Raw genomic sequence first — 22,883 nt, forward strand, 5'->3', positions numbered from 1 at the left:
ACCGAACTGTTGGTCGAGCTCAAGCCCGTGGACAACGAGTTGATGCCGGTCGAAGTCGAGGTGGACAGGGAGCTGATCGAGCTGGTTGCCGACGAGAGACCGGTCGACGTGGAAGTCGACAGCGAAGCGACCGAGCTATTGGTCGAGCTGAGGCCGGTCGACAGCGAGTTGATGCCGGTCGAGGTCGAAGTCGAGAGCGATGCAATCGAGCTATTCGCCGACGACAGACCGGTCGACGTGGAAGTCGACAGCGAAGCGACCGAGCTATTGGTCGAGCTCAAGCCCGTGGACAACGAGTTGATGCCGGTCGAGGTCGACGTCGAGAGCGAGCTGATCGAGCTAGTTGCAGACGACAGACCCGTCGACGTGGAAGTCGACAGCGAAGCGACCGAGCTATTGGTCGAGCTGAGGCCGGTCGACAGCGAATTGATGCCCGTCGAAGTCGACGTGGACAGCGACGAAATCGAGCTATTCGCCGACGACAGACCCGTCGACGTGGAAGTCGAAAGCGAAGCGACCGAGCTATTGGTCGAGCTGAGGCCGGTCGACAGCGAATTGATGCCCGTCGAAGTCGACGTGGACAGCGATGCAATCGAGCTGTTAGCCGACGACAGACCCGTCGACGTGGAAGTCGACAGCGAAGCGACCGAGCTATTGGTCGAGCTGAGCCCCGTCGACAGCGAAGTGATGCCGGTCGACAGCGACGAGATCGCGCTGCTGGACGACGACACCGTCGTCGACAGCGAATCCACGATGGAATTGGTCGCGAAGAGTTGGGAGCCGTTGATCGCGTCCGTGCTGGTCGGCGTGATTTGGCCTGCCGCGACATTGGTGATTTGACGCGTGGTGCCCGTGCTCGCATTGCCGACGCTCACCACGCTGCTCGGATTGCCGCCCGCGAACGTGGTGGTCACGCCGCCGACGGTACCCGTCGGCGTCGGGTTGGGCGCTTGGGTGACGGAGCCGCTGCCGAGTGCGACGTCGCCGGCGTTGTTGGCGATGGCATTCGGGCCGATCGCGACCGAGTCGGTGCCGAGCGCCTGGCTGTCGGCTGCCGTCGAGTTTGCGTGGAAGTACTTGATGCCCTGGCTGTTGATGCTGTTGATCGCCGAGCCGACGCTGTTGGCGGTCGACGTCGTGCCGTTCGCGTTGTACGTCGTGTACGACGGAGCGGAAACCGTGCCGGTTGCCGGGTTGTAGCTCGCGCCGCCGCCGAGGGCTGCGGCGGTGCTGTTGCCGAGATTGTCGGTCTTGGTCGTGACCGTGCTGAGGCCGGTGGACAACGAGTTGATACCGGTCGAGGTCGAGGTGGACAGCGAAGCAATCGAGCTATTCGCCGACGAGAGACCCGTCGACGTGGAGGTCGACAGCGAAGCGACCGAGCTGTTGGTCGAGCTCAGGCCCGTGGACAGCGAGTTGATGCCGGTCGAGGTCGAGGTGGACAGCGAGCTGATCGAGCTATTCGCCGACGACAGACCCGTCGACGTGGAAGTCGAGAGCGAGGCGACCGAGCTATTGGTCGAGCTGAGGCCGGTCGACAGCGAATTGATGCCGGTCGAGGTCGAGGTGGACAGCGAGCTGATCGAGCTGTTCGCCGACGACAGACCCGTCGACGTGGACGACGACAGCGAGGTCACCGAACTGTTGGTCGAGCTGAGGCCCGTGGACAGCGAGTTGATGCCCGTCGAGGTCGACGTGGACAGCGATGCAATCGAGCTGTTTGCCGACGAGAGGCCGGTCGACGTGGAGGTCGAGAGCGAGGCCACCGAACTGTTGGTCGAGCTCAAGCCGGTCGACAGCGAGTTGATGCCCGTCGAGGTCGAAGTGGACAGCGACGAGATCGAGCTGTTTGCCGACGAGAGGCCGGTCGACGTGGAGGTCGACAGCGAAGCCACCGAGCTGTTGGTCGAGCTGAGACCCGTGGACAGCGAGTTGATCCCCGTCGAAGCCGACGTCGAGAGCGAGCTGATCGAGCTGTTCGCCGACGACAGACCCGTCGACGTGGAGGTCGACAGCGAAGCCACCGAACTATTGGTCGAGCTCAGGCCGGTCGACAGCGAGCTGATCCCCGTCGAAGCCGACGTGGACAGGCTGGCAATGCTCGACGTCGTCGTACTGGCGACCGCATAAAGCTGGCTGCCGTTGATCGCGTCCGTGCTGGTCGCGCTGACCAGGCCTGCGGCGACGTTCTGAATGCGCCGCTCCGCCCCGGCCGCGCCGACGCTGACCACGCCGGCGGCGGAACTCGCGCCGGCGTAGGTGCCGAACGTCTGGCTGCCGATCGTCGTGCTGCTGACGGAGCCCGTGCCGCCGGTCGCCGTGTTCGCGGTGCCGTTCGTGACGGCATTGGAACCGAGCGCGACCGAACCCGCCACGCTGGCGTTGGCGTTGGTGCCGAAAGCTTGGGCGTTGGTGGCGCTGGAGACGGCGCCATCACCGATCGCGGTACCGAAGGCGCCATTGACAGTCGAGCCACGACCGACGGCGATACCCGACGTGGCGGCCGATCCGACGGACGATTGCCCGCCGATCGCGATGCCATCCGATGCGGCCGATTGCGCCCCCTTCGTTGCGTTACTGCCGATTGCGATTGCGCCTGCACCCGATGCGATGGTCGAGTTCGCGTACGAAAGCGGGGTTGTGCCATTGCCTGCTGCGCCGCCAATCGCGACCGAGTTCAGCGCGTTCGCGGTGGAACCGAAACCGAGAGCCGTAGAGCCGGCGCCACTCGCGGTGGTTTCGAGCCCGGCGGCAGTGCCCCACAAGGCAGCTGAGCTGAGAAAGCCCATGGCGGTGCCGCCCTTGCCAGTGACCTGTGAGTAGGTCCCATAGACCGTCGCGGCGAGATTGCCATTGCCGGACGCGTTACAGCCGGTCACCGTCGACCACGTGCCCGAGCCGTCAGTCGGATACGCATTGGTGTCGCCCATGGTAGTCCGCCCGGCGGCGGCGCTCCCGCTGACGGACGTGCAGCTCGAAACCGTGAACTGTCCGAATCCGTTGACTGTTCCCGGGATATAAGTCGATGCGCCTGCGAATGATGGCAGACCGATTGCCAACGATGCGAGAACGGCGACCACGACAGCGGATTTGTTCGGCTTGCCCCGTGCCGAATCATGTTCGGATGCAGCGACCCAGGCGCCGAGGGCTTCGTTCCAGATCGAGCGGTATGTGCGGTTCATGTCCTACTACCTCCAAATAAGCACGCCACACACCGGTCTCTTTCGTTAGATGAATTTGCCGTGCGTTTGCGCGAATCTCAAAATTGATGGGCGGAGTTTATTTGAGGCGCTATTTTGAGATTGACAAACAGTGAAAAATGGAACGTTCCTAAAGTTAAAAGATGGTTAATGCATCGCGTGTTGATGTATTCGAGTGTAAGAAAATTGAAAATAAGTGGAATGTAGGGTGAAGGGTGTTGCTGGGTGCGATGAGTTCTAAAAAAGTCTATAAAAATCAAGAGCATGAATGTTTTCTGTGTGCCGTGCCGCACATTGGATGGCACGAAAAGTAAGACAAATGAAAAAGCAAACGTTTGCGGCAAACGTTAGCCTTTCGAGATTGTAATGTTTGATGTGAGGCTGGCTCGGATCGATCGAACGACCTTGTTAATTTGTTAATTTGAGATTTAAAGCGGATTTTCAATTGCATTTGCTGGGTTTTCTTGAAAATCAAAAAAACATGAAAAAAGGATTGTTCGGCTATGCTGGTTTGCGCATTTCGCCGGCCGTGCGCGCCCGTGGGGCGGGCCTTCCCCGGCGGTCCGTGTCACAAAGTTGTAAAAAAGTGCTACAGGCGCATTGACCCGACTATTGGGATTCCCGTTTGGAATCTGCTCTATTGACGAATTTCATGTGATGGGTTCGGAGGCGAATTGGACGACGAGCCTGATCGTCCACGACGACGGTCCGAGACGCGCACGTGCGGACAACGGGAGCAGCGAGCAGGAAACGTCAGATTTGAGCCACGGTCACTCGACCCTGCTGGCCAGGATGGGCATTCGGCGGGAGGAAAAACGACGCGCAAGCGCGTCGGACGAGCGCTTTCGGGCAGATGGGTGCGCGTTGGCTGGCATGACGCCGCGCGCGAATCGAGAGACGCGAGCTGGAGGGTTGCTCGTTTTCGTCCGAAATGGGATGTCGCGGTGCGGATCACGGTCGTGGCCGCACGGCGAGGTTGTGCCGCCCGGGTCCGGGCGACGCAGTACATCGTCCCGGACAAGACGCCGCCTGCAACCTGCGGTCGCGGCCTTATTTCTTCAGGAATCGCAGCGCGAGGCGCGCCATGCGCGGCACGAACATCGGGCGCAGCAGCCGTTTGTCGTACCCGGCCATCCGGCGGTCGTTCTCGCTGAGGCACAGTTCGATCAGTTCGCGCGGGTTGAGCGTATCGCCGATGTCGGCGGTGCTCGTCGCCGGAAAGTTCGCGTCGTGCGCGGCGCCGTCCGCATCGATCCCGCGCGCGATACCGATGCGGTCCCGGATCAAGAACACCCACACGGTCGCGACCCGTGCGAAGAACCATGGCCGGCGCCACCACGGCAAACTCCGCCAGTACCACGCATACCAGTTCACGAAGAACAGGATGTGCCGGCCTTCCTCCTGGATCACGGGTTCGAAGGTGTCGACGAGTTCGGGCGGGAAATAGCCGGAGCGCTGCGCCGAGCGGAACAGGCCGAACGCGAAGAAGCTGTCGATGCACTCGCTGAAGCCGGTCATCATCCACGACCACTCGGGGTCGTTCGGCGCCGGATAGGGCGGTTCGGGGGCGAGCGCGATGCCGTATGCCTGCACCAGCTTCGACAGCACGACCTTGTGCCGGGCCTCCTCGGCGCCGTCCATCTCGAGCGCCCGGCGCAACAGCGGATCGCCGACGGTCGCCGCGAAGGTGGCGACGCGGATCGACGCACGGCCTTCGGTCTGTACGGCGATGTCCCAGATCGGCAGCGACGTGAGCCGCTTGAGTTCGTCGGGCTTGAGCGGCGGCCAGTCGATGACGGCCGGTTTGTACGGGTTGTGCGTATCGAGCAGCATGCGGCAGAACATCTGCCTGTGCGCATCGGAACCGATCCTGACCGGACCCTGAAGCTCGAAGGTCCAGTTGCGCATGGCGTGATCTGCCGCTGCGTGGTCTTCCTGCAGCGTGTCGGACATGGCTGTTGTTATGCGATTACGAGTCGAAAGATTCTTGCATAGCTTTCGTAATCGCGTATTTTCGAGCCGGCCCGCGCTGCCGTGCGCGCGCTCAGGCCTGCGTGTCGATCCAGAGGCGTCCCCAGCGGGACGCATACGCGAGCGCGTGCTCCTCTTCGAAGAAGAAGTCGATCGCGTCGAACGACACGGCGCGCGGCGACGGACCGCCGCTTGCCTTCTCGATCGTCAGGTTCGCGGCGAACAGCCCGTTCGGCAGCCGGGCGGCGGCGGGGGCGACTTCGTAGCCCTTGTAGCGGATCGTGCGGTTCATGGCGTGCGCATGGAAGGTTCGGGCTTTCAGCGTACGAAAACCCGCGGCGCGCGTGAACCAATCTTTCGGCCAATGCAAATCACGTGGCGGGCGGGATCGTTATCGGCGCGGGGAGACGGCATGAAGCAGGCGGCGACGGCGCGATGCGCACCGCGCCGTCGGACACGCGCGCCCGCGCGCGGCGAACGTCGTCGGCCGGGCGCGGGCGGCGGGGAGGCTGGGGTTACTGGTTGGCGATTTTCAGCACGGGCGCGAGCGCGTCGACCGATGCGGCATGCGTGGCCGCGCGATGCGACGCGAACGCGAGCGCGAATTCGGCTGCCTGCGAGCCGACGGTCTCGAGCTGTGCGACGACCTTCGGATCCGAGCAGCTGTCGGCGCTGTCGAAGCGCGTTTCGAGCGTGTTCACGGTGGCGCCGAACGGGGTCGGCCAGCCGCGCAGCGCGTGGACGATCGACCGCAGCGACGTCAGCACGGTGCCGGCGGCCTGCCAGCCGTAGGCCGTGACGATCAGGCCGACCGCGCGGCCGTCGAGGTACGGGCGCGCGTCGGCGCGCAGTTCCTCGAGCGTGTCGAGCGCGTTCTTCACGAGACCGGACACGCCGCCGTGATAGCCAGGCGTGGCGATGATGATCGCGTCGGCTTCGCGCACGGTGTCGATCAGCTCTCGCTGCGCATCGGTCAGCGTCTTGTGTTCGGGGGCGTAGTGCGGCAGCGTATGCAGGAACGGGCCGTCGAACAGTCGCGTGCGTGCGCCGGCGGCCTGCGCGCCGCGCAGCGCGAACGACAGCGCGCGTTCGGTCGACGACGCGGCTCGGGTGGTCCCGCCGATGCCGACCACGAACGGGCGGCGGTGTTGATCGAATGCAGTCAAGGGGCGCTCCTTGGGGATGGCTTGCCCGGCTAAGCACAGGCTTAAAACCAGATGGTAACGACCCCGCCGCCACTCTGAAAACGACTTTTCGTTCTATCGATATGCCATGCACACGGGTCGCGCGTGCGCGCGGCGACGCAGATCGATAGCAGAAATGCTTGGTTGGGACGGTGTGCCGCGCTCGATAAGATGGGCCCGTCTCCTCCATGATGTCTCTACTGACATGGGTTGGCCCCGCCACGCGGATGCAGGCGGGGCTTTTTTTCGTCCGGCGCCGGAAAGCGGGGCGACGCGCGGGCGTGATGCGGCGTTACGCGAACACCGGCCGGAAAAAGCTGCGCTCGTAGCTGACGATGCAGCGCGTTTCCTCTGCATACCGGAACGCGGCCTGGCAGGCGGGATCGGTTTTCGAGCGTTCGCGGTAGCGCTCGTATTCGGCGAGGCTCGGGAACGAGAACATCGCGAGCGCGATGTTGCTGGCGCCTTCGGAAGGCAGGAAGTAGCCGTGGTGCGTGCCGCCGAATTGCTCGACGAGCGGAATCCACATCTTGCCGTAGGTTTCGAACTGCTCGAGTTTGTACGGATCGATGACGTAGCGAAGGACGCAGGTGACCATGGGCGCTCGCGGTGCTGTGGAGAATCAGCGAGTCTGGAGCGCGTCACGGGGCGTGTCAACGAGGAGCCGGCCGCGCTCGCGCCGGCTTCGTGCATCGCGGACAAGGTTTCGCGCGTGCGGGCTTGCGTCGACGCCGATGCGTGCGTCACGGACTGCTTGCGGGCGCAACGATCGGTGAATCCGGTCACTTGGGCGAAGGCGTCGAACCCATGGGCATGCACGCCATCGCGCCATCGTTCTGCTTCGATCTCGCGTGATTTTCACGACATGTTTCTTGCGACGCCTCGCGGTGCGCGGCTGCGGCCCGATTCGTCGTGCCGGTGTGGCCTGCCTCAATCGTCGCGTGTGTGCGTGTCGCTGCCGCCGCGCGCGAGGCGCCATGCGATCGTGCCGAGCACGCCGACCGCAACGACCAACGCCACCCACAGCACGTAACGGCGGATCGCATCCTTATCGGCGGCCGGCTCCGGCGGGGCCGCCGAAACCGGCAGTGCCGCGCCGACGCGCGCGGGCCGCACTTCCGGCGCCATCCCGACGAGCAGCGCATCGCGGCCCACGGCCGACGACGACAGCGACGCATTGCCGACGCCGAGCGTGAACGGCGGCGTGCCGCGCGCGACGAAGGTCAGGGCGGCCGGATGCCAGCCGACCGCGACGGCAGGCTGGCCACCGCCGAGACCGCCGTTGCGCATGTCGACGACGATTCGCCATGCGCGATCCGGATTCGACGCGAACGTCAGCGGCGGGTTGCGCTGTTCGCCACCCTTGCCCTGCAGCCGGAACAGCACCACGTCGGCAACGTCGCGCCACGGCGTCTGCGCGCCGGGGCGACTCTGTAGCGTTGCGCGCGCAACCGTGTTCGGTTGTGGAAGGTCGATGCGCACGCGGTCGACCGGATAGGCGCCGTCGGTGTCGAACAGATACTCGCCGGGCGCGCTGCCGGCGCGCACGTGCACGGCTTCGCGCCATTGGCGTGGCACGGCCGCGCTGTCCGCCGTGCGTGCATCGTGCGGTTGCGTTTCGATCTCGATCGACCCGATCGTGGGTGCGCCGTCGAGCCAGTCGAGCCGCAGGTAGCGCGGCCCCGTGCCTTCGAGCGCGATGCGTTCCTGCATCAACATGTCGCCGTCGCGCCCCACCTTCAGCAGTTGCGTGCTGCCAAGCGAGCGCCAACTGCGCAGATCGTCGCTCGCCGCGACCTCGACACGCCCCTGGTAGCTGTCGTCGCTCACGTGCACGAGCAGTGCGTCGACCTCGCCGTCCGCGTGCGACAGGTCGACGAGATCGGCCGCATGCTGCGCGCGTGCCGGCGCGGTGACGGCCGCGCGCAGCGAGCCGTCCGGCGCAACCGACACGCCGAGCGGCGCAGGCCCGTCGTCGGCGCGCGCCGGCGGCAACGGGAACCAGTGCACCGGCGTGCGTGACGGCGGCACGGCCGCCGCCGCGGGCGCATCGAGCGAGTAAGGCACGGGCTCGCCGGTGCCGTTGAAGATGCGCACGTCGCCGAGATCGTCACGCCGGCTGGCCGCATAGACGGCCTGCGGCACGGTGAGCTGGTAATACGCGGCGCTGCCGTCGAGATCGAGCGAGAAGCGCTGGGCAACGCGTTCGGCGCCGGGCGTGCCGTCGGCCGCCGCGAACGACGTCAGCAGGCTCAGGCCGAGCAGGGCTGCGAGTCGTTTCATGGTTGGCGATCGTCCCGTTGGGCCGCGGCCTTCGGCGGCAGCGGCGAGAAATAGCCGATCAACAGCAGCAGGATGCCGATGCCGATGAACGACACGATGCGTTCGATGCCGGTGACGTGCGACAGGTCGAACAGGAACAGCTTGATCACCGTGAGCGCGAGCAGCGCGGCGCCGACGAACCACAGCGGACGCAACCCGCGGCGCGTGGCCCAGATCATCGTCGCGAGCGCGCAGAGCGTCCAGTACACGGAAACCGACGCCTGCACGAGCGTCGATTCCGCCATCGCATCGAATGCGTACGGCACGCCGGTCCAGTGATGCAGCGTGCGCAGCAGGATCGCGTTCAGCCACAGGAAGGCCGTCGCGCCGGCCGCGCCGAGCAGCTCGACGCGGTAGTTGCCGAACGACCAGCCGAGCTTGCGCGCGCGCACGAACCACGACGCCGCGAGCGCATAGACCACCACGAGCACGAGGTCGAGCGGATTGAGCAGCGGGACACGCGCCCAGCTGCCGCCGTCCTGCGTGAAGTTCGCGTAGAAGGTCCAGACCCACATCACGACGATCAGCGGCAAGGACGCGAGCGCGCACACGCGCGCGATGCTGTCGCGGCGCGTCAGCCACATGCCGGCGAACGCGAACAGGCTCCAGCCGACCATGAGCACCTGCTGGATGCCGAACGACGACAGCACGGCGTCGATGTCGTAGGCAAGGTGGAAACGGTGATGCAGCGTGCGCAGCAGCAGCGCGTTGAACCACAGGAACACGGTCGCGAGCGCCGCCAGGTCGGCCGCGAGTGGATGCCAGCCGACACCGAGCGTCTTCAGGCGGCGCAGCCAGGTGGCGAACGCGACGAAGATCAGCAGTTGCGCGACGTCGAGCGGATTGAGCAGCGGCAGCCAGAACAGCGGCGACGCATCGCCGTTGCTCGTCACGCTGGCGATGCTCCACAGCCACAGCAGCGCGGCGAGCGGCGCGGCGCCCCACACCTGATACGCGCGCGGGAACGCGGCGACGGGCCAGCGCAGGCGGGAGCCTGGGCCCGAAACCAGCAGAAGCAGCGCGCCGAAGCCGTAGGCCCACGCGCTCCAGCTCCACGCGCCTTCGGGCACGAACGCGCGCAGGCGCCAGAAGCCTTCGAGCGAGAACAGGCCGCACAACGTCCAGAACATCAGCGTGTGCAGCGGCGCGATCACCGGCGTGAGGGTGAACGCCACGGCCGACGTGCCCGTCGCGCCCGTGGCCGGACCAGCCGCCGCCGTGCCGCGCGACTGACGCAGCAGCAGCGCATAGCACGCGATGATGGCGATCGGCCACGCGAACGCGCCCATGCCCGACAGTGGCGCCTCATGCGCATCGAACGCGCGCAATGCGAGCAGCGCGAGCACCGGCGTCAGCGCGAGTGCGGGCCATTCGGCGATCGGCCAGACGAGCTTGCGGCGCGCGACGTGTGCAAGCCATGCGGTGCCGGCTGCGAACAGCGCGGTCGCGTCGACGACGAAGCGGTCCGCATGCAGATCGACGTGGCGGCTCGCATAGACGAGGATCTCGTGCAGCCCGCTGCTCAGCCACCACAGCAGCCCCCAGGCCGCGGCCGCCGCGCCGACGTCCGGCATCCATGCGTGCCACGCGCGCGCTTCGTCGCGCCCGTGCAGCCACCAGCCCGTGAACAGCCCTGCGAGCGCGATCAGCAGCATTGCGATGTACGGGCTGTTGAGCACCGGAAGCGCGTTCGTGTCGGTCGGCCCGAGCAGGCTCGTGAAGAATGCGCCGGCCGCGGCGATCTGCATCAGCAGGCCGAAGCCGAACGGCGCAAGGCGCTTCTCGCGCACGCCGACCCACACGATCGCCGCGCCTTCGATCGCCCACGCGGCACTCGTCGTCGGGCCCGAAAATGCGAGCGGCACCGCGAGCGTCGCGAAGATCACCGCCAGCGCGAGCATCGCCTCGAACAGCAGCGCGAGACGATCGCGGCGCCGCGCGAGCCATGCGGCGACCGCGACGTAGAACGCCGACAGCGCGACCGCGCTCCACGCGAGCCCGAACGGCATGCCCTTCACGAGCGATGCCTGCAGCGCCGTCGCGACGATCGGCGTGCCGAACACGAGCGTGCCGTCCACGTAGTGGCGCAGCGCCAGTTCGCGTTTCACCGCGTACAGCAGCGCGATGCCGACGTACATCAGGAAGAACAGGATCAGGAACGGCTCGGTGGTCGCAAACAGCGCGGGGCGGTATGCCGTCACGCCCCACGCGGAGCCGATCGTGAACGTGAACACGAAGCCGAGCAGGTTCAGCGGACGCCACGCCTTGAACCATGCGATCGCGAAGATGCCCGCATTCAGCAATGCGTAGTAGCTGAACAGCGCGACATGGCTGCCGTGGCCGGTCGACAGCAGCACCGGCGCGAGAAAGCCGCCCGCGCTGCCCATGAATGCAAGCGGCAGCGCGTTCTGCTTCACCGCGAGGAACGCGCTCAGCGCGCACACCGCGACCATCAGCGGGAACGCGGCGCCGACCGGCAGCAGCGCGTAGAGCTTGGTCGCGGCGAAGATCGTCAGGTACAGGATGCCGATGCCGCCGCCCTGCAGCACGAGGCCGTATGCGGCGCGGCGCGCACGCACGCGCCAGCCGATCGCGAGCAGCGCGGCTGCGGCGAGAGCCGTGCCGGCGAGGCGGAATTCGATCGGCAGCAGGTTGTTGTCGGCCGCGTACTTGAGCAGGAACGCGACGCCGAAGAACAGCACGATGATGCCCACGCGCACGACCGTATTACCGCCGAGCAACCAGTCGCGTGCGGCGCGGAACGCGCGTTCGGCGATGCTAGGTTCGCGGGGTTTGGGCGGGGCGGGCGGGGTGGATGGTGAAGTCGTCGCGGGCGGATTCGTCGGCGCGCCGGCAGCGGCGGTCGCTTCGCTCATCCGCGTGGCGACGGCCGGTGCGGGAGCCGGGATGGACGTCGACGGCGGCACGCCGGCGCGCGCGACGGCCGGCTGCACGGACGGCCGCGGCGGCATTGCGGCGGGTGCAGGCGTGACCGAGGCGGGCGTCGCCGATGGCATTTGCGCGGCGCTGCCGGCCGTGGCGGCACCGGCCTTCGCGCCCGCGAGCTGACCACGCAATACGTCAAGCTCGCGCGTGAGCGCGTCGACCGTCGCTTCGAGGCGCGCGACGCGATCGGCGAGCGGCACGGGAGCGGGCTGTGGTGTCGCGGGATTGGCGTAAATCGCGAACGCGTCGGGTATCGCGTCGCCGCTCTTGCGCTTGTGTTGCTTGAGCGCGTGACCGATGCAGAACCCGACCGCCGCGCCGAGCAGCGTGCCGTTGGTGGCGGAGAAATCCCCGAACAATGCGGCGATACCGCCCACGATGAAACCGATTGCGGCAAAAGCCCAATTCATCGCCTTGCTCCCTCTCTCATTTCGTTATCGTCCTTCGATCGGCGCACGGCCCGATCGAGGCTGTTTCAGTATGGCCGGCAGGCGAACCGGCATGCGCACGCCGTCGGCGCGTCGCCACGCCCAAGGCGCGCGGCGATGTCGCGATCAGCGTGATTGCCGGCAATGTATCACAATGACCATGGGGGATTTTCTGGGTTGCGGGCGGGCGGCGAAACGTGCCTGTCGCACGTTCGCGATGCGGGTTTTCGTACGACCATTCCTTTCTCAAGAAGGGGACAAGCGACGCCGTCCGATCGGACGTGGAATTGTCGCAAAGCGACGCGCGGCTTCCGTGGGTTGGCGCAAAAGGGCGCCGTTCGCGCGTCGCGCTGCTGCGCACAAGCCGCGCCCGGGATGCCCGCCATTATTGGCTGAGCGCGTATTGCGTTGCCGCAATCGAGTGCCGCCGGGCGCTGTGCCCCGCGTGGCGGGGCCGCCGGGTGTGTCGTATTTGCGCAAGCGTTTGTCGTAATTCGTCGGCAGGTCGGGGTTTTTTCTGGCAACTATGTAGGCACGCTAGACACGCGTGAGTCCCCGCTACACGAGGAGAAGGTTTCGATGGATGCCCCCAAGGTCGTGGTCGAAGGTCTGTGCAAGGTATTTGGAAGCAACCCGCAGCAGGCGCTCGACATGCTCGCTGCCGGCGCAACGAAAGACGATGTGCTCAAGCGTACCGGTCAGGTCGTCGGTGTGCACAACGTATCGTTCGACGTGCAGGAAGGCGAAATATTCGTGCTGATGGGCCTGTCCGGCTCCGGCAAATCCACGCTGATCCGCCTCGTGAACCGGCTGGTCGATCCGAGCGCCGGCAAGGTGCTGATCGACGGGCTCGACGTCGCGTCGGCACGCCGGTCCGCGCTGACCGCGCTGCGCCGCAAGGACATGAGCATGGTGTTTCAGTCGTTCGCGCTGATGCCGCATCGCAGCGTGGTATCGAATGCCGCGTTCGGCCTCGAGGTCGCAGGCGTCGGCAAGAAGGAACGCGAACGCCGTGCGATGGAGGTGCTCGAGCAGGTCGGCCTCGCACCGTTCTCGCACAAGCTGCCGTCCGAGCTGTCGGGCGGCATGCAGCAGCGCGTCGGCCTGGCCCGCGCGCTGGCCGTGAACCCGTCGCTGATGATCATGGACGAGGCGTTCTCCGCACTCGACCCGCTCAAGCGCCGCGAAATGCAGGACGTGCTGCTGCAACTGCAGAAGGAACAGCGCCGCACGATCATGTTCGTGTCGCACGATCTGGAAGAGGCGCTGCGCATCGGCAACCGCATCGCGATCATGGAAGGCGGCCGCCTCGTGCAGGTCGGCACGCCGCAGGACATCATCGCGAATCCGGCCGACGACTACGTGCGTGCGTTCTTCGACGGCATCGACACGAGCCGCTATCTGACGGCGGGCGACCTGATGCAGACGGGCGCCGTGCCGACCATGTCGAAGTGCGATGCCGCGAACGTCGCGGCGACGCTGAACGGCAGTGCCGAATACGCGTTCGTGCTCGACGCCGCCCGCAAGATCCGCGGCTTCGTCACGCGCGACGCGATCGGTCAGGACACGCCGTCCGTGCGGCCGATCGAAAGCATCCGGCGCGATGCGTCGCTCGAACATGTCGTCGCGCGCGTCGTCGCGAGCCCGAATGCGCTGCCCGTCGTCGACGACGACGGCTGCTACTGCGGCTCGGTCGACCGCGCACTTATCCTGAAGGCCATCACGCGTTCGCGAGGCTCCCATGTCTGAAATGATTCCGCTCGGTAGCTGGGTCGACCAGTCCGTTCACTACCTGCTCGACCATGACGCGGCGACGTTCGATACGATCGGCCGCGCGATCGAGGGCCTCGCCGCATTCGTCGAGCACAGCCTGCAGGCGATCCCGATGTGGCTGATGATGGCGATCTTCATCGGTGTCGGTCTGTGGCGCGTGGGCTGGCGCTTCGCACTGTTCACCACCGCGTCGCTGCTGCTGATCTTCGCGACGGGCTTCTGGGACCAGACGGTCATCACGCTCGGCCTCACGCTGTCGTCGACGATCGTCAGCCTCGTGCTCGGCATTCCGCTCGGCATCTGGGCGGCGAAGAGCAAGTGGGTCGCCGCGATCGTGCGTCCGATCCTCGACCTGATGCAGACGATGCCGGCGTTCGTGTACCTGATTCCGGCCGCGATGCTGTTCGGTCTCGGCCGCGTGCCGGGGATCCTGTCGACGGTGATCTTCGCGATGCCGCCGGCCGTGCGCCTGACGAGCCTCGGCATCCGTCACGTGAACCGCGAGATCGTCGAAGCCGGCCAGGCATTCGGTTGCACGCCGTGGCAGCTGCTGTACAAGGTCCAGTTCCCGAACGCGCTGCCGTCGATCATGCAGGGCGTGAACCAGACGATCATGATGGCGCTGTCGATGGTGATCATCGCGTCGATGGTCGGCGCGGGCGGCCTCGGCAACGACGTGCTCGCAAGTATCCAGCGCCTCGACATCGGCCTCGGCTTCGAAAGCGGTCTGTCGGTCGTGCTGCTCGCGATCATTCTCGACCGCATCACCGAGAGCTTCGGCCGTGCGCCCGGCACCGTGAAAGCACCGCTGTTCTCGGGCCTGAAACAACTGTTCCGCGCAAAGGCCACGCCCGCGCAAGCGTAAGCAACCGGCGGCCGGTTCGCCTTCCGGCCGCCTCCCCCGATTCGATACCGGCTTCCGTGGCGTGTGCCACGGGGCTGGCTGCGTGCAACCTGCTCAATTCGCCAGGAGCCCGATGTGACGTCCGCCGCCGCTGCCGCCGTGCCCGCCGCTTGCGTTTCACCGGTTTCGTCCCTTGCCCATTTCGGCTTCCTGACGCTGCCGAACTTCTCGATGATCGCGTTCTCGAGCGCGGTCGAAGTGCTTCGGATGGCGAACTATGTCGGGCGATCCGATCACTACAAGTGGTCGATCTATTCGCTCGACGGTGCGCCCGTGCATGCCAGCAACGGCATCGCGGTGCGTCCGACCCAGGCGCTCGACTACACGAACCTGCCGGACGTGATGATCGTGTGCGGCGGGATCCACATCCGCAACGTGGTCGACGACGGCGCGCGCGACACGCTCGCGGCGCTCGCCGAACGCGGGCTGCCGCTGGGTGGCATCTGCACCGGTGCGTATGCGCTGATGTCGGGCGGTCTGCTCGACGGCTATCGCTGCACCGTGCACTGGGAGAACCTGTCCGCGCTGCATGCGGAGTTTCCGCAGGTCGGGTTCGCCGACGAGCTGTTCGTCGTCGATCGCGACCGGCTCACGTGCACCGGCGGCACCGCGCCGCTCGACCTGATGCTGAACCTCGTCGGCATGCGTTTCGGCCAGCAGCTCGCCGCGCAGGTGTCCGAGCAGTTCATCCTGGAGCGCATCCGCAGCTCGACCGACACGCAGCCGATTCCCGTCGATGCGCGCGTCGGTTTCTCGCGCGCGGAGCTGATCGAGGTCGTGCGGCTGATGGAGGCGAACATCGAGGAGCCGCTGTCGCTCGAGGAACTCGCGCGGCTCGTGCGACTTTCGCAGCGGCACCTGCAGCGGATGTTCAAGGTTTATCTGAACGTGTCGCCCACTCACTATTACCTGACGCTGCGTCTGAAACGCGCGCGCGACCTGCTGCGCACGACCGACGCATCGATCGCGCGCGTGACGACGACGTGCGGATTCCATTCGCCGTGCCATTTCAGCAAGGCGTATCGCGCGCAGTTCGGTCACGCGCCGAGCTACGAGCGACGGTTGCCGGGGCGCTGACACGACCCGAGCGAGCCATTCGGTCCGCGACGCCGCCGGGATCTCGGCGCGCGGTTTCAACACTCGATCCCGCACCCATGAAAAACGACGTCACTTTGAGGAGAAGACAGATGAAGCGCCTATTGATCGCAGCGGCATGCGGGATCGGGATTGCATCACCGATGTCGGCGGTTTACGCGGCCGACCCGCCCGTGTGCAAGAACGTGCGCTTCGCGGACGTCGGCTGGTCCGACATCGCGGCCACCACGGGCCTCGCATCGACGATGCTGCAGGGTCTCGGCTACACGCCGACCAAGACGATCGCGTCGGTGCCGATCACGTTCGCGGGCATCAAGAGCAAGCAGATCGACGTGTTCCTCGGCTACTGGTCGCCGACGATGGATCCGATCATCCAGCCGTTCACGAAGGCCGGCACGATCAAGGTGCTCGCCACGCCCAACCTGACCGGCGCGAAATACACGCTCGCGGTGCCCGACTACGTGTACCAGGGCGGCCTGAAGTCGTTCGCCGACATCCAGAAGTTCGCGGACAAGCTCAACGGCAAGATCTACGGGATCGAACCGGGCAACGACGGCAACCTGCTGATCAAGAAGATGATCGACGGCAATCAGTTCGGCCTCGGCAAGTTCAAGATGGTCGAGTCGAGCGAGGCCGGGATGCTGGTCGAGGTGAATCGCGCGATCCGCGACAAGCAGTGGATCGTGTTCCTCGGCTGGGAACCGCATCCGATGAACGTGCAGATGAAGATCGACTACCTGAGCGGCGGCGACGACGTGTTCGGCCCGAACTACGGCGAAGCGAAGGTGCTGACCGCGACGCCGCCCGACTACGCGCAGCGCTGCCCGAACGTCGCGAAGTTCGTGTCGAACCTTCAGTTCACGACGACGATCGAGAACCACGTGATGGTGCCGATCATGAACAAGGAAGACCCGAACAAGGCCGCGGCAGAGTACCTGAAGGCGAACCCGCAGGCGCTCGACAAGTGGCTCGCCGGTGTGACGACGATCGACGGCAAGCCGGGCCTGCCGGCGGTGAAGGCGTATCTCGGCGTGCATTGAGCGACTGGACGAACGGCGCGCTCGCCGAAGGCGGCGCGCCGGCGTGAAGAAACGCGGCCCTCCCGCATCGTGCGGGCGGGCCGCGTCGTTTTCGGGCCGCGAGTGGATTGGCGAATCGCCGCGCAGTGAATCAGCGTCACGATTCCTTCGTCGCCGCCGGTACGTCGAACACGCGGTCGAACGCCCACTGGAACACGAACGCGTAGCAGAAGAAGAATGCGAACAGCCCGATGTCGACGACGAACGCGTCGAACCACGAGATGTCGAGCCACCACGACACCACCGGCACGAGGATGAAGATCAGCCCGCCCTCGAATGCGGTCGCGTGCAGGATCCGCCGCGCGAGCGTGCGCCTGGGCCGACGGCGCGACGCTTCCCAGCGCTCGAACAGCGCGTTGAAGATCATGTTCCACAGCAGCGCGATCGCGGACATCGTCGCCGACAACGCGCCCGAATAGAAGAGGCTTTGCTTGAAGATCGCCGCGATCGCGGGCGAGATGCAGGAGATCGCGATCGCTTCGTAGAGCACCGCCTGCGTGATCCTGCGCGATAGGCCTTGCACGTTGTTTCTCCGGTTCGACGGTGACTCGACGGTCGCTTGCGCGTCACGGCGCCGCGACGTCCCGCAAGGCTACGTGCGTTGCGCGAGCGCTTCAATTCACCTAATCTCACCCGGATTGAATCGAATTCAACCCGGCCGGACCCGGCCCGCGAGGTCCCGTGTTCTCGAAAATTCCCCTGACCGCATTGCGTGTATTCGAGTCGTCGGCACGGCTCGGCTCGTTCAAGGCCGCGGCGGACGAGTTGTCCGTGACGCCGGCCGCCGTATCGCATCAGATCAAGTCGCTCGAAAGCCGGATCGGCGTGCTGCTGTTCGAACGCGGCGCGAGCGGCGTGCGGCTCACGGAGGAGGGCGAACGGCTGTTTCGCGCGAGCCACGACGCGTTGCTCGCGCTGAGTCGCGGGCTCGACGCGGTGCGGCCCGAAGCGGCCGACGAGCGCACGCTCGTGCTGACCACCACGCCCGCATTCGCCGCGATGTGGCTGATTCCGCGTCTCGGCCGGTTTCAGCAGGTCGATCCGCAATTGAACATCAAGGTCGAAACCGGCAACACGCTCGCCGATCTCGACCGCGACGCGCGAATCGATCTCGCGATTCGCGCGACGTCGCGCACGTTCCCGACGCTGCACGAGATCGCATTGATCGACGAGTATTTCGGCGCGTATGCGGCCACCGGGTTCGATGCGCATCGTTCGGACGAGCGCCTCGATTTGATCGAGACGGTGTGGGATACGCCGTTGCCGATGTCGATCGATTGGGCGTCGTGGTGTCGTGCGGCGGGTCGGGAAGCGTGGCTCGAGCGCGCGGTGTTCCGGCATTACGACGACGAGCACTACGCGTTGCAGGCCGTGTTGCACGGCCAGGGCGTCGGGCTGCTCAGCTCCGTGCTGGTCGCCGAGCACGTCGAGCGCGGCGCGCTGATGCCGATCGAGCCGTCGGTGCGGCTCGCCGGCGCGCGCTTCGTCGCGCTGTGCCGGCCCGGGCGGGAACGCGAGCCGCAGGTCAGGCGGTTTCTCGACTGGCTCGAAGCGGAAATCGCGCGCACGCGTGGGGCGGTGGCGCGGATCACGCCGCATGTGTGACGCAACGGTCCGGCGCTTCCATTGCGCTGCGACGCGTGCGAATCGTTCGTTACCCGAAACGCACGCAATACACCGGCGGCAAATGCGCGGAGACCTGCCGCCAGTTGTCACCGCCGTCGCCGGACGTCCATAACCCGCCCGTCGTCGACGCCATCGCGAGATGCGTGCCGGAGTCGTCCACCGCGAGCCCGTGCCGATACACGAGGTCGTAGGCCGGCTCGGGCGGCAGCCCGTTCGACAGCGTCTCGAAGCTGCGGCCGCCGTCGCGCGTGCGCGTGACGACGAACCGGCCGTTCACCGGAATCCGGCACGCATCCTTCACGGCCGGCACGAACCACGCGGTGTCGGGATCTGCCGGATGCACGGCGACCGCGAAGCCGAAGCTCGACGGCTGCGCCTCGATCCGCTGCCAGTGCGCGGCGCCGTCGGTCGAGCGGAAGATCGCGCAGTGATGCTGGGTCCACAGCACATCGGGAGCGGCTGCACACTGGACGACGCGGTGCGGATCCTGCACGTTGGGTTCGCCGCGCCGCTCGGGCGGCATGTAGTCGGCTTCCATGCCGTCGGCGCTGACGCGCCAGGTCGCGCCGCCGTCGAAGGTCTGCCAGACGCCGCCGCACGAAATCCCGATCGTCACGTGCCGGCTGTCGCGCGGATCGATCATCACCGAATGGATGCCGGCGGCATCGTAGCCGCCGCCGAACCACTCGGCGCGCTCCGGGCGGTCCCATAGCGCGCGGTTGAGCACCCACGAATCGCCGCCGTCGTCGGAGCGGAACAGTCCGCCCGGTATCGTGCCGGCCCACAGCACGCCCGGCTCGTCGGCGCCGCCGGCTTCGAGCGACCAGATCTGCTGAAGCGTCCACGGTGGGCGCGGCGGGGCAGGCGCTTCGTCCTCCGAATCGCCGGCGCCCGCGTGGGTGCCGGTGTCGGCGCGAGGCGTGTCGGCGGGCTGCGGCGGATAGACGGGCACCGCACATTCTTCCCATGCGGCGGCGTCCGCGCGTCGGCGATGCAGCTTGACGCCGAAGTGGCCGAGATTGAGCGCCGCATACAGCGTGCCGTCGCGCGGGTCGGCCAGCGCCATGCTGACGGGTTCGCCGATGAAGTGCGGCTCGCCGAGCGACCAGCCGCCGTTGCCGTCGGCGTGCAGCACGAACAGGCCCTTGCGGGTCGCGACGAGCAGTCGATCGTTCATGTCGGGTGTCTCCAGTAGGTCCGACCGGGCGCTTGATTCGATGGAGATGCGTCCCTTTATCCGCCGGACAGCGCCTGCACGACATAGACGCGGCTGGCGTCGCCGAGCGCATCGGACAGGTGTTGCCGGTCGCGTACCGGCTGGCCGTCGATGAACACCGACAGGTGCTTTCGCAGCGCACCCTGGTCGTCGACGATATAGCCGCGCAGCCTCGGCTGCTCGCCGAAGACGGTTTCAAGCGCTTCGCCGAGCGTCCGTGCGTCGATGTCGCGCTCGGGCGTGTCGATATGGCGCTGGATCGACGCCGCGAAGAAGAGGTGGGCCATGGTAGTGGCTGGCAGGAGCCGCGCGGGGGGACGGTCTGTAGTGTAGGCGATCGATCGGGCCAGCAGCGGCATTTGCGGTACGGCCGGCGGCGCGGGACCTTGCTGCGCCGCGCAACGATCCGGCTATGCGTACTTGTCGCCGACGGTACTTCGCACCGGATGCGTGTCGTAGATGATGACCATGCGCTCGATGCGCGCGTCGTCGTCGAATTCGAAGACGTCGACGCATTCGAACCGCACCTCGGCGCCGTCCTTCAGTCCCCAGTCGTAGACGAAATAGCCGGTGGCCCGACGTGCGCCCGTCGTGCTGACGCAGATGTCGATCGGCGTGATCCGGCTTTGTCCGGATGCCGCCGCGACTTTTTCGAAAAAGGGCCGCGGCGCCATCCAGCCGAGAAACGGCGAGAATATCCGCGCATCCGGCGCGAACAGCGCGCAGATCTCGGCGACGTCGCCGCGTTCGAGCGCTTTCAGGTAGGTATCGACCTGCCGCGTATATAGTGCGTCGGACGACGAGACCATGGTATTTCTCCGTTGATTGATGACGAGCCGTCCGCGACAGCCGTCGCGAGCCGGTTCAACCACGATAGCGAAGCAGCGATGACCGAACAAACGAATAATCCGCAACCCGGGTATGCCGCCCGCGCATATCCGCTGGCGGATCTCACGCGTGCGCTGCCGCCGCTGACGGCGTTCCAGGCCTTCGTCGCCGCCGCCGAACTCGGCAGTTTCAACCGGGCGGCCGAGCATCTGTGCCGGACCCAGGGTGCGGTGAGCCGTCAGGTGCAGCAACTGGAAGCGCACTACCGGTGTGCGTTGTTCGTTCGTCATCCGTCGGGATTGACGTTGACCGCGGAGGGCGGCGCGCTGCTGACGGTGGCCATCGACGTGCTCGCGCAACTGGCGCGACACGCGCATGCCCATGCGCATTCCGCGTCGACCCTGACGTTGCGCTTGCCATCCACGTTCGCGATCCGGTGGCTGCTGCCGCGGCTCCCGGCGCTCAATCACGCGTTGCCGCGAACCGAATTGCGCATTCACACGTCGGCGGACGACACGCCGGATTTCACCGACGCCGATTTCGATGCAATCGTCGTGCGCGGTACCGGAAACTGGGCGGGAATGGTGGCGGTGCCGCTGTTCGACGAGTGCCTCACGCCGATGTGTACGCGCGAGATCGGTGCGTCGTTGAAGTCGATCGCCGATCTCGCGCATGCGACGCTGCTGCATCCCGCACGCAATCGCGACGAATGGCGATGCTGGCTCGACGCCGTCGGCGCAACGCGGATCGACCCGGGCACCGGGCTCGTATTCGATACGCTCGAACTGACGTTGACGGCCGCGGCTGACGCGCACGGCGTCGCGATCGGCGATCCGCGCATGGCGGCGGACCGGCTGGCAGCCGGCGCGCTGGTCACGCCGTTCCCGGAGGTGGTGCGCAACGGCCTCGGTTACTACCTCGTCTACCCGACGCAGCGCGCCACGCAACCCGCGATTCAAGCGCTCGCGGAGGTTCTGACGCGTCTGGCGCGCGAGGATTGACCGCGACGGGCGGGCGCGTTGCGGTTGGCTAGACCGGGATCGATCGCCCCCGCATCCGGATTCCGAGCCGCACGACGCCGATCACCGCATTCGACAGCCACGTCAGCAAGCGCGGCATGCCGCGCCGTCGGATATCGAGCAGCAGCACGATTCGCACTGCGTCGCTGTCGTTCCATACCTCGTGCACGAACGTGTCGTCCCACAGCAGGAAGCGGCCTTCTTCGAGCCGGTATTCATGGCCATCGATCTTCAGCACTGCAGCCGGCGTGCCGTCGGCGCGCTTCGGCATCGACAGCACGAGATAGCCGCGCAGGATGCCGCGGAACGGTCCGCGATGCGGCGGAATGTGTTTGCCGGGCGCGAGGAACGACAGCGACGCGGACAACACGTCCGGCGACGCCGCGACGATCGATTCGACGGTCGGGCAACGCGACAGGTTGCGCGGAAACGGCTGGCCGTACGCCTGCATGATGAACATCCGCCAGTCGCGTGCATCGTTGGCCGAGATGTCGTGCTGCTCGCGCATGATCTCGTGGAAGCGCGGGATGCGCGGCAGGTCGCGCGCGACGGCCAGCGCTTCCGCGCGAATGGCCGGCCACGCGCGGACGAATCGCTCGGCGTCGGGGAACATGGCCGGGTCGAGCACGGCACCGCTGTCGATATGACGGTCGAACAGCGTGCGAAGCAGGCCGGCTGCATAGTCGTAAGCGACGGACATGATCGAGGCGCGATCCACAAGGTGTCGTCAGTCTGCCCCACGCGCGGTGGGGCCTGCGTTACGTCAGGTTACGCAGGCTGACGAAAGAATGACAGTTCGATGAATGTCCTGCGCAAGCGGTTCGCCATTCCGGGAATAAACGGGCACCCCGCGTCGTCATACGGGTGTAGCACGTCGTTTCGTTGACTTCCGAAGGAGTGAGCATGAATACGCATTGGCTGGTGGCCGCCACGGTGGCGGCGATGTCCGTCGCGAGTGTCGCGACGCCTGCGTCGGCACAGGCACTGACGCGCGCGCAGGTCAGGCAGCAATTGATCGACGCCGAAAACAACGGACTGCGCTTCGTGACCGATACGTCGTATCCGGACGTGAGTCCGCTATTCCGGCAGCAGGCCGAACAGATGCCTCGGCATCAGGCCGAAACCGCGGTCGGCAGCGATCCGGCCGCGACTTCCGATGCGGGGAGGCCGACGATACTGCCGTCGCGTCCGCGATCGGCCGCGTGCGTGGGCCCCGAGAGCTTCTGCACGCCGTATTTCGGAAGCTGAAGAAGCGGGCCACCGCGGCCGGCCCGGCATCCACGAGGTTGGAT

General features: G+C 66.3%; 18 protein-coding genes and 1 pseudogene. 7 read left to right on the top strand and 12 right to left on the bottom strand.

From position 1 onward, the window contains the following. The 7 genes from HWX25_RS12930 to HWX25_RS12960 form a co-directional block, all read right to left on the bottom strand. The coding region (locus tag HWX25_RS12930) for an ESPR-type extended signal peptide-containing protein (RefSeq protein WP_279610114.1) at positions 1–3,182 on the bottom strand (3,182 nt) is incomplete at its 3' end. Positions 3,183–4,250: 1,068 nt separating this feature from the next. Next, on the bottom strand, positions 4,251–5,153 hold the full coding sequence (locus tag HWX25_RS12935) for a ferritin-like domain-containing protein (protein WP_175908728.1): 903 nt from the start codon (positions 5,151–5,153) through the stop codon (positions 4,251–4,253). Between the two features lie 91 nt (positions 5,154–5,244). Further along, positions 5,245–5,463, bottom strand: coding sequence for a hypothetical protein (locus HWX25_RS12940; protein ID WP_059534037.1), 219 nt, complete (start codon positions 5,461–5,463; stop codon positions 5,245–5,247). Positions 5,464–5,686: 223 nt separating this feature from the next. Then, positions 5,687–6,337: an NAD(P)H-dependent oxidoreductase gene (locus tag HWX25_RS12945; RefSeq protein ID WP_175908729.1), complete on the bottom strand. Its 651-nt coding sequence runs from the start codon at positions 6,335–6,337 to the stop codon at positions 5,687–5,689. 310 nt (positions 6,338–6,647) lie between these two features. Then, positions 6,648–6,953: an NIPSNAP family protein gene (locus HWX25_RS12950; protein WP_175908730.1), complete on the bottom strand. Its 306-nt coding sequence runs from the start codon at positions 6,951–6,953 to the stop codon at positions 6,648–6,650. Positions 6,954–7,285: 332 nt separating this feature from the next. Further along, positions 7,286–8,638: a DUF3999 domain-containing protein gene (locus HWX25_RS12955; RefSeq protein WP_175908731.1), complete on the bottom strand. Its 1,353-nt coding sequence runs from the start codon at positions 8,636–8,638 to the stop codon at positions 7,286–7,288. Further along, positions 8,635–12,033: a DUF2339 domain-containing protein gene (locus HWX25_RS12960; RefSeq protein WP_175908732.1), complete on the bottom strand. Its 3,399-nt coding sequence runs from the start codon at positions 12,031–12,033 to the stop codon at positions 8,635–8,637. Before HWX25_RS12960 ends, HWX25_RS12955 begins: the two co-directional genes overlap by 4 nt. Before the next feature lie 476 nt (positions 12,034–12,509). On the opposite strand from HWX25_RS12960, the pseudogene HWX25_RS12965 reads away from it, so the two are divergent. The 4 genes and pseudogenes from HWX25_RS12965 to HWX25_RS12980 all read left to right on the top strand — a co-directional run. Further along, positions 12,510–13,800 (top strand): annotated as a pseudogene (locus tag HWX25_RS12965) (glycine betaine/L-proline ABC transporter ATP-binding protein); the annotation flags it as partial. Beyond that, a complete protein-coding gene (choW, locus tag HWX25_RS12970) occupies positions 13,793–14,689 on the top strand; it encodes a choline ABC transporter permease subunit (RefSeq protein WP_059819594.1) in 897 nt (298 codons plus the stop codon). The pseudogene HWX25_RS12965 and the gene choW, both read left to right, overlap by 8 nt. 114 nt (positions 14,690–14,803) lie before the next feature. Next, positions 14,804–15,805, top strand: a complete 1,002-nt coding sequence (locus HWX25_RS12975; protein ID WP_059534051.1) for a GlxA family transcriptional regulator — start codon at positions 14,804–14,806, stop codon at positions 15,803–15,805. A 110-nt stretch (positions 15,806–15,915) separates the two neighbouring features. Next, the gene (locus tag HWX25_RS12980) at positions 15,916–16,863 is read left to right on the top strand and encodes a choline ABC transporter substrate-binding protein (RefSeq protein ID WP_175908733.1); all 948 of its coding nucleotides are present in this window, start codon (positions 15,916–15,918) and stop codon (positions 16,861–16,863) included. Positions 16,864–16,999: 136 nt separating this feature from the next. On the opposite strand, the gene HWX25_RS12985 is transcribed toward HWX25_RS12980, so the two are convergent. Continuing rightward, positions 17,000–17,425 carry a PACE efflux transporter gene (locus tag HWX25_RS12985; RefSeq protein ID WP_175908734.1) on the bottom strand — a complete coding sequence of 142 codons (426 nt, stop codon included), beginning with the start codon at positions 17,423–17,425 and terminating at the stop codon, positions 17,000–17,002. 158 nt (positions 17,426–17,583) lie between these two features. On the opposite strand from HWX25_RS12985, the gene HWX25_RS12990 reads away from it, so the two are divergent. After that, entirely contained in the window at positions 17,584–18,507 is a 924-nt protein-coding gene (locus HWX25_RS12990) for a LysR substrate-binding domain-containing protein (protein ID WP_175908735.1), read from the top strand. 49 nt (positions 18,508–18,556) lie between these two features. Here the strand turns inward: HWX25_RS12990 and HWX25_RS12995 are convergent, their stop codons facing one another. The 3 genes from HWX25_RS12995 to HWX25_RS13005 all read right to left on the bottom strand — a co-directional run bounded on the left by HWX25_RS12995 (position 18,557) and on the right by HWX25_RS13005 (position 20,553). Further along, positions 18,557–19,705, bottom strand: a complete 1,149-nt coding sequence (locus tag HWX25_RS12995) for an exo-alpha-sialidase (protein WP_175908736.1) — start codon at positions 19,703–19,705, stop codon at positions 18,557–18,559. A gap of 56 nt (positions 19,706–19,761) precedes the next feature. Further along, the gene (locus HWX25_RS13000; RefSeq protein ID WP_006749905.1) at positions 19,762–20,031 is read right to left on the bottom strand and encodes a MoaD/ThiS family protein; all 270 of its coding nucleotides are present in this window, start codon (positions 20,029–20,031) and stop codon (positions 19,762–19,764) included. Between the two features lie 123 nt (positions 20,032–20,154). Then, on the bottom strand, positions 20,155–20,553 hold the full coding sequence (locus HWX25_RS13005) for a nuclear transport factor 2 family protein (RefSeq protein WP_059534064.1): 399 nt from the start codon (positions 20,551–20,553) through the stop codon (positions 20,155–20,157). Positions 20,554–20,631: 78 nt separating this feature from the next. Between HWX25_RS13005 and HWX25_RS13010 the strand changes: the two genes are divergently transcribed. Beyond that, positions 20,632–21,573: a LysR substrate-binding domain-containing protein gene (locus HWX25_RS13010; protein ID WP_175908737.1), complete on the top strand. Its 942-nt coding sequence runs from the start codon at positions 20,632–20,634 to the stop codon at positions 21,571–21,573. A 28-nt stretch (positions 21,574–21,601) separates the two neighbouring features. Here HWX25_RS13010 and HWX25_RS13015 read toward each other — a convergent pair whose 3' ends face one another. Next, on the bottom strand, positions 21,602–22,291 hold the full coding sequence (locus HWX25_RS13015) for an aspartyl/asparaginyl beta-hydroxylase domain-containing protein (RefSeq protein WP_175908738.1): 690 nt from the start codon (positions 22,289–22,291) through the stop codon (positions 21,602–21,604). Between the two features lie 203 nt (positions 22,292–22,494). Here HWX25_RS13015 and HWX25_RS13020 point away from each other — a divergent pair, with 203 nt between their 5' ends. Further along, positions 22,495–22,839, top strand: a complete 345-nt coding sequence (locus HWX25_RS13020) for a DUF4148 domain-containing protein (protein ID WP_059819587.1) — start codon at positions 22,495–22,497, stop codon at positions 22,837–22,839. Positions 22,840–22,883 lie beyond the last annotated feature (44 nt).

Source organism: Burkholderia sp. BCC1640, assembly GCF_902833125.1.
GTDB lineage: Bacteria > Pseudomonadota > Gammaproteobacteria > Burkholderiales > Burkholderiaceae > Burkholderia > Burkholderia diffusa.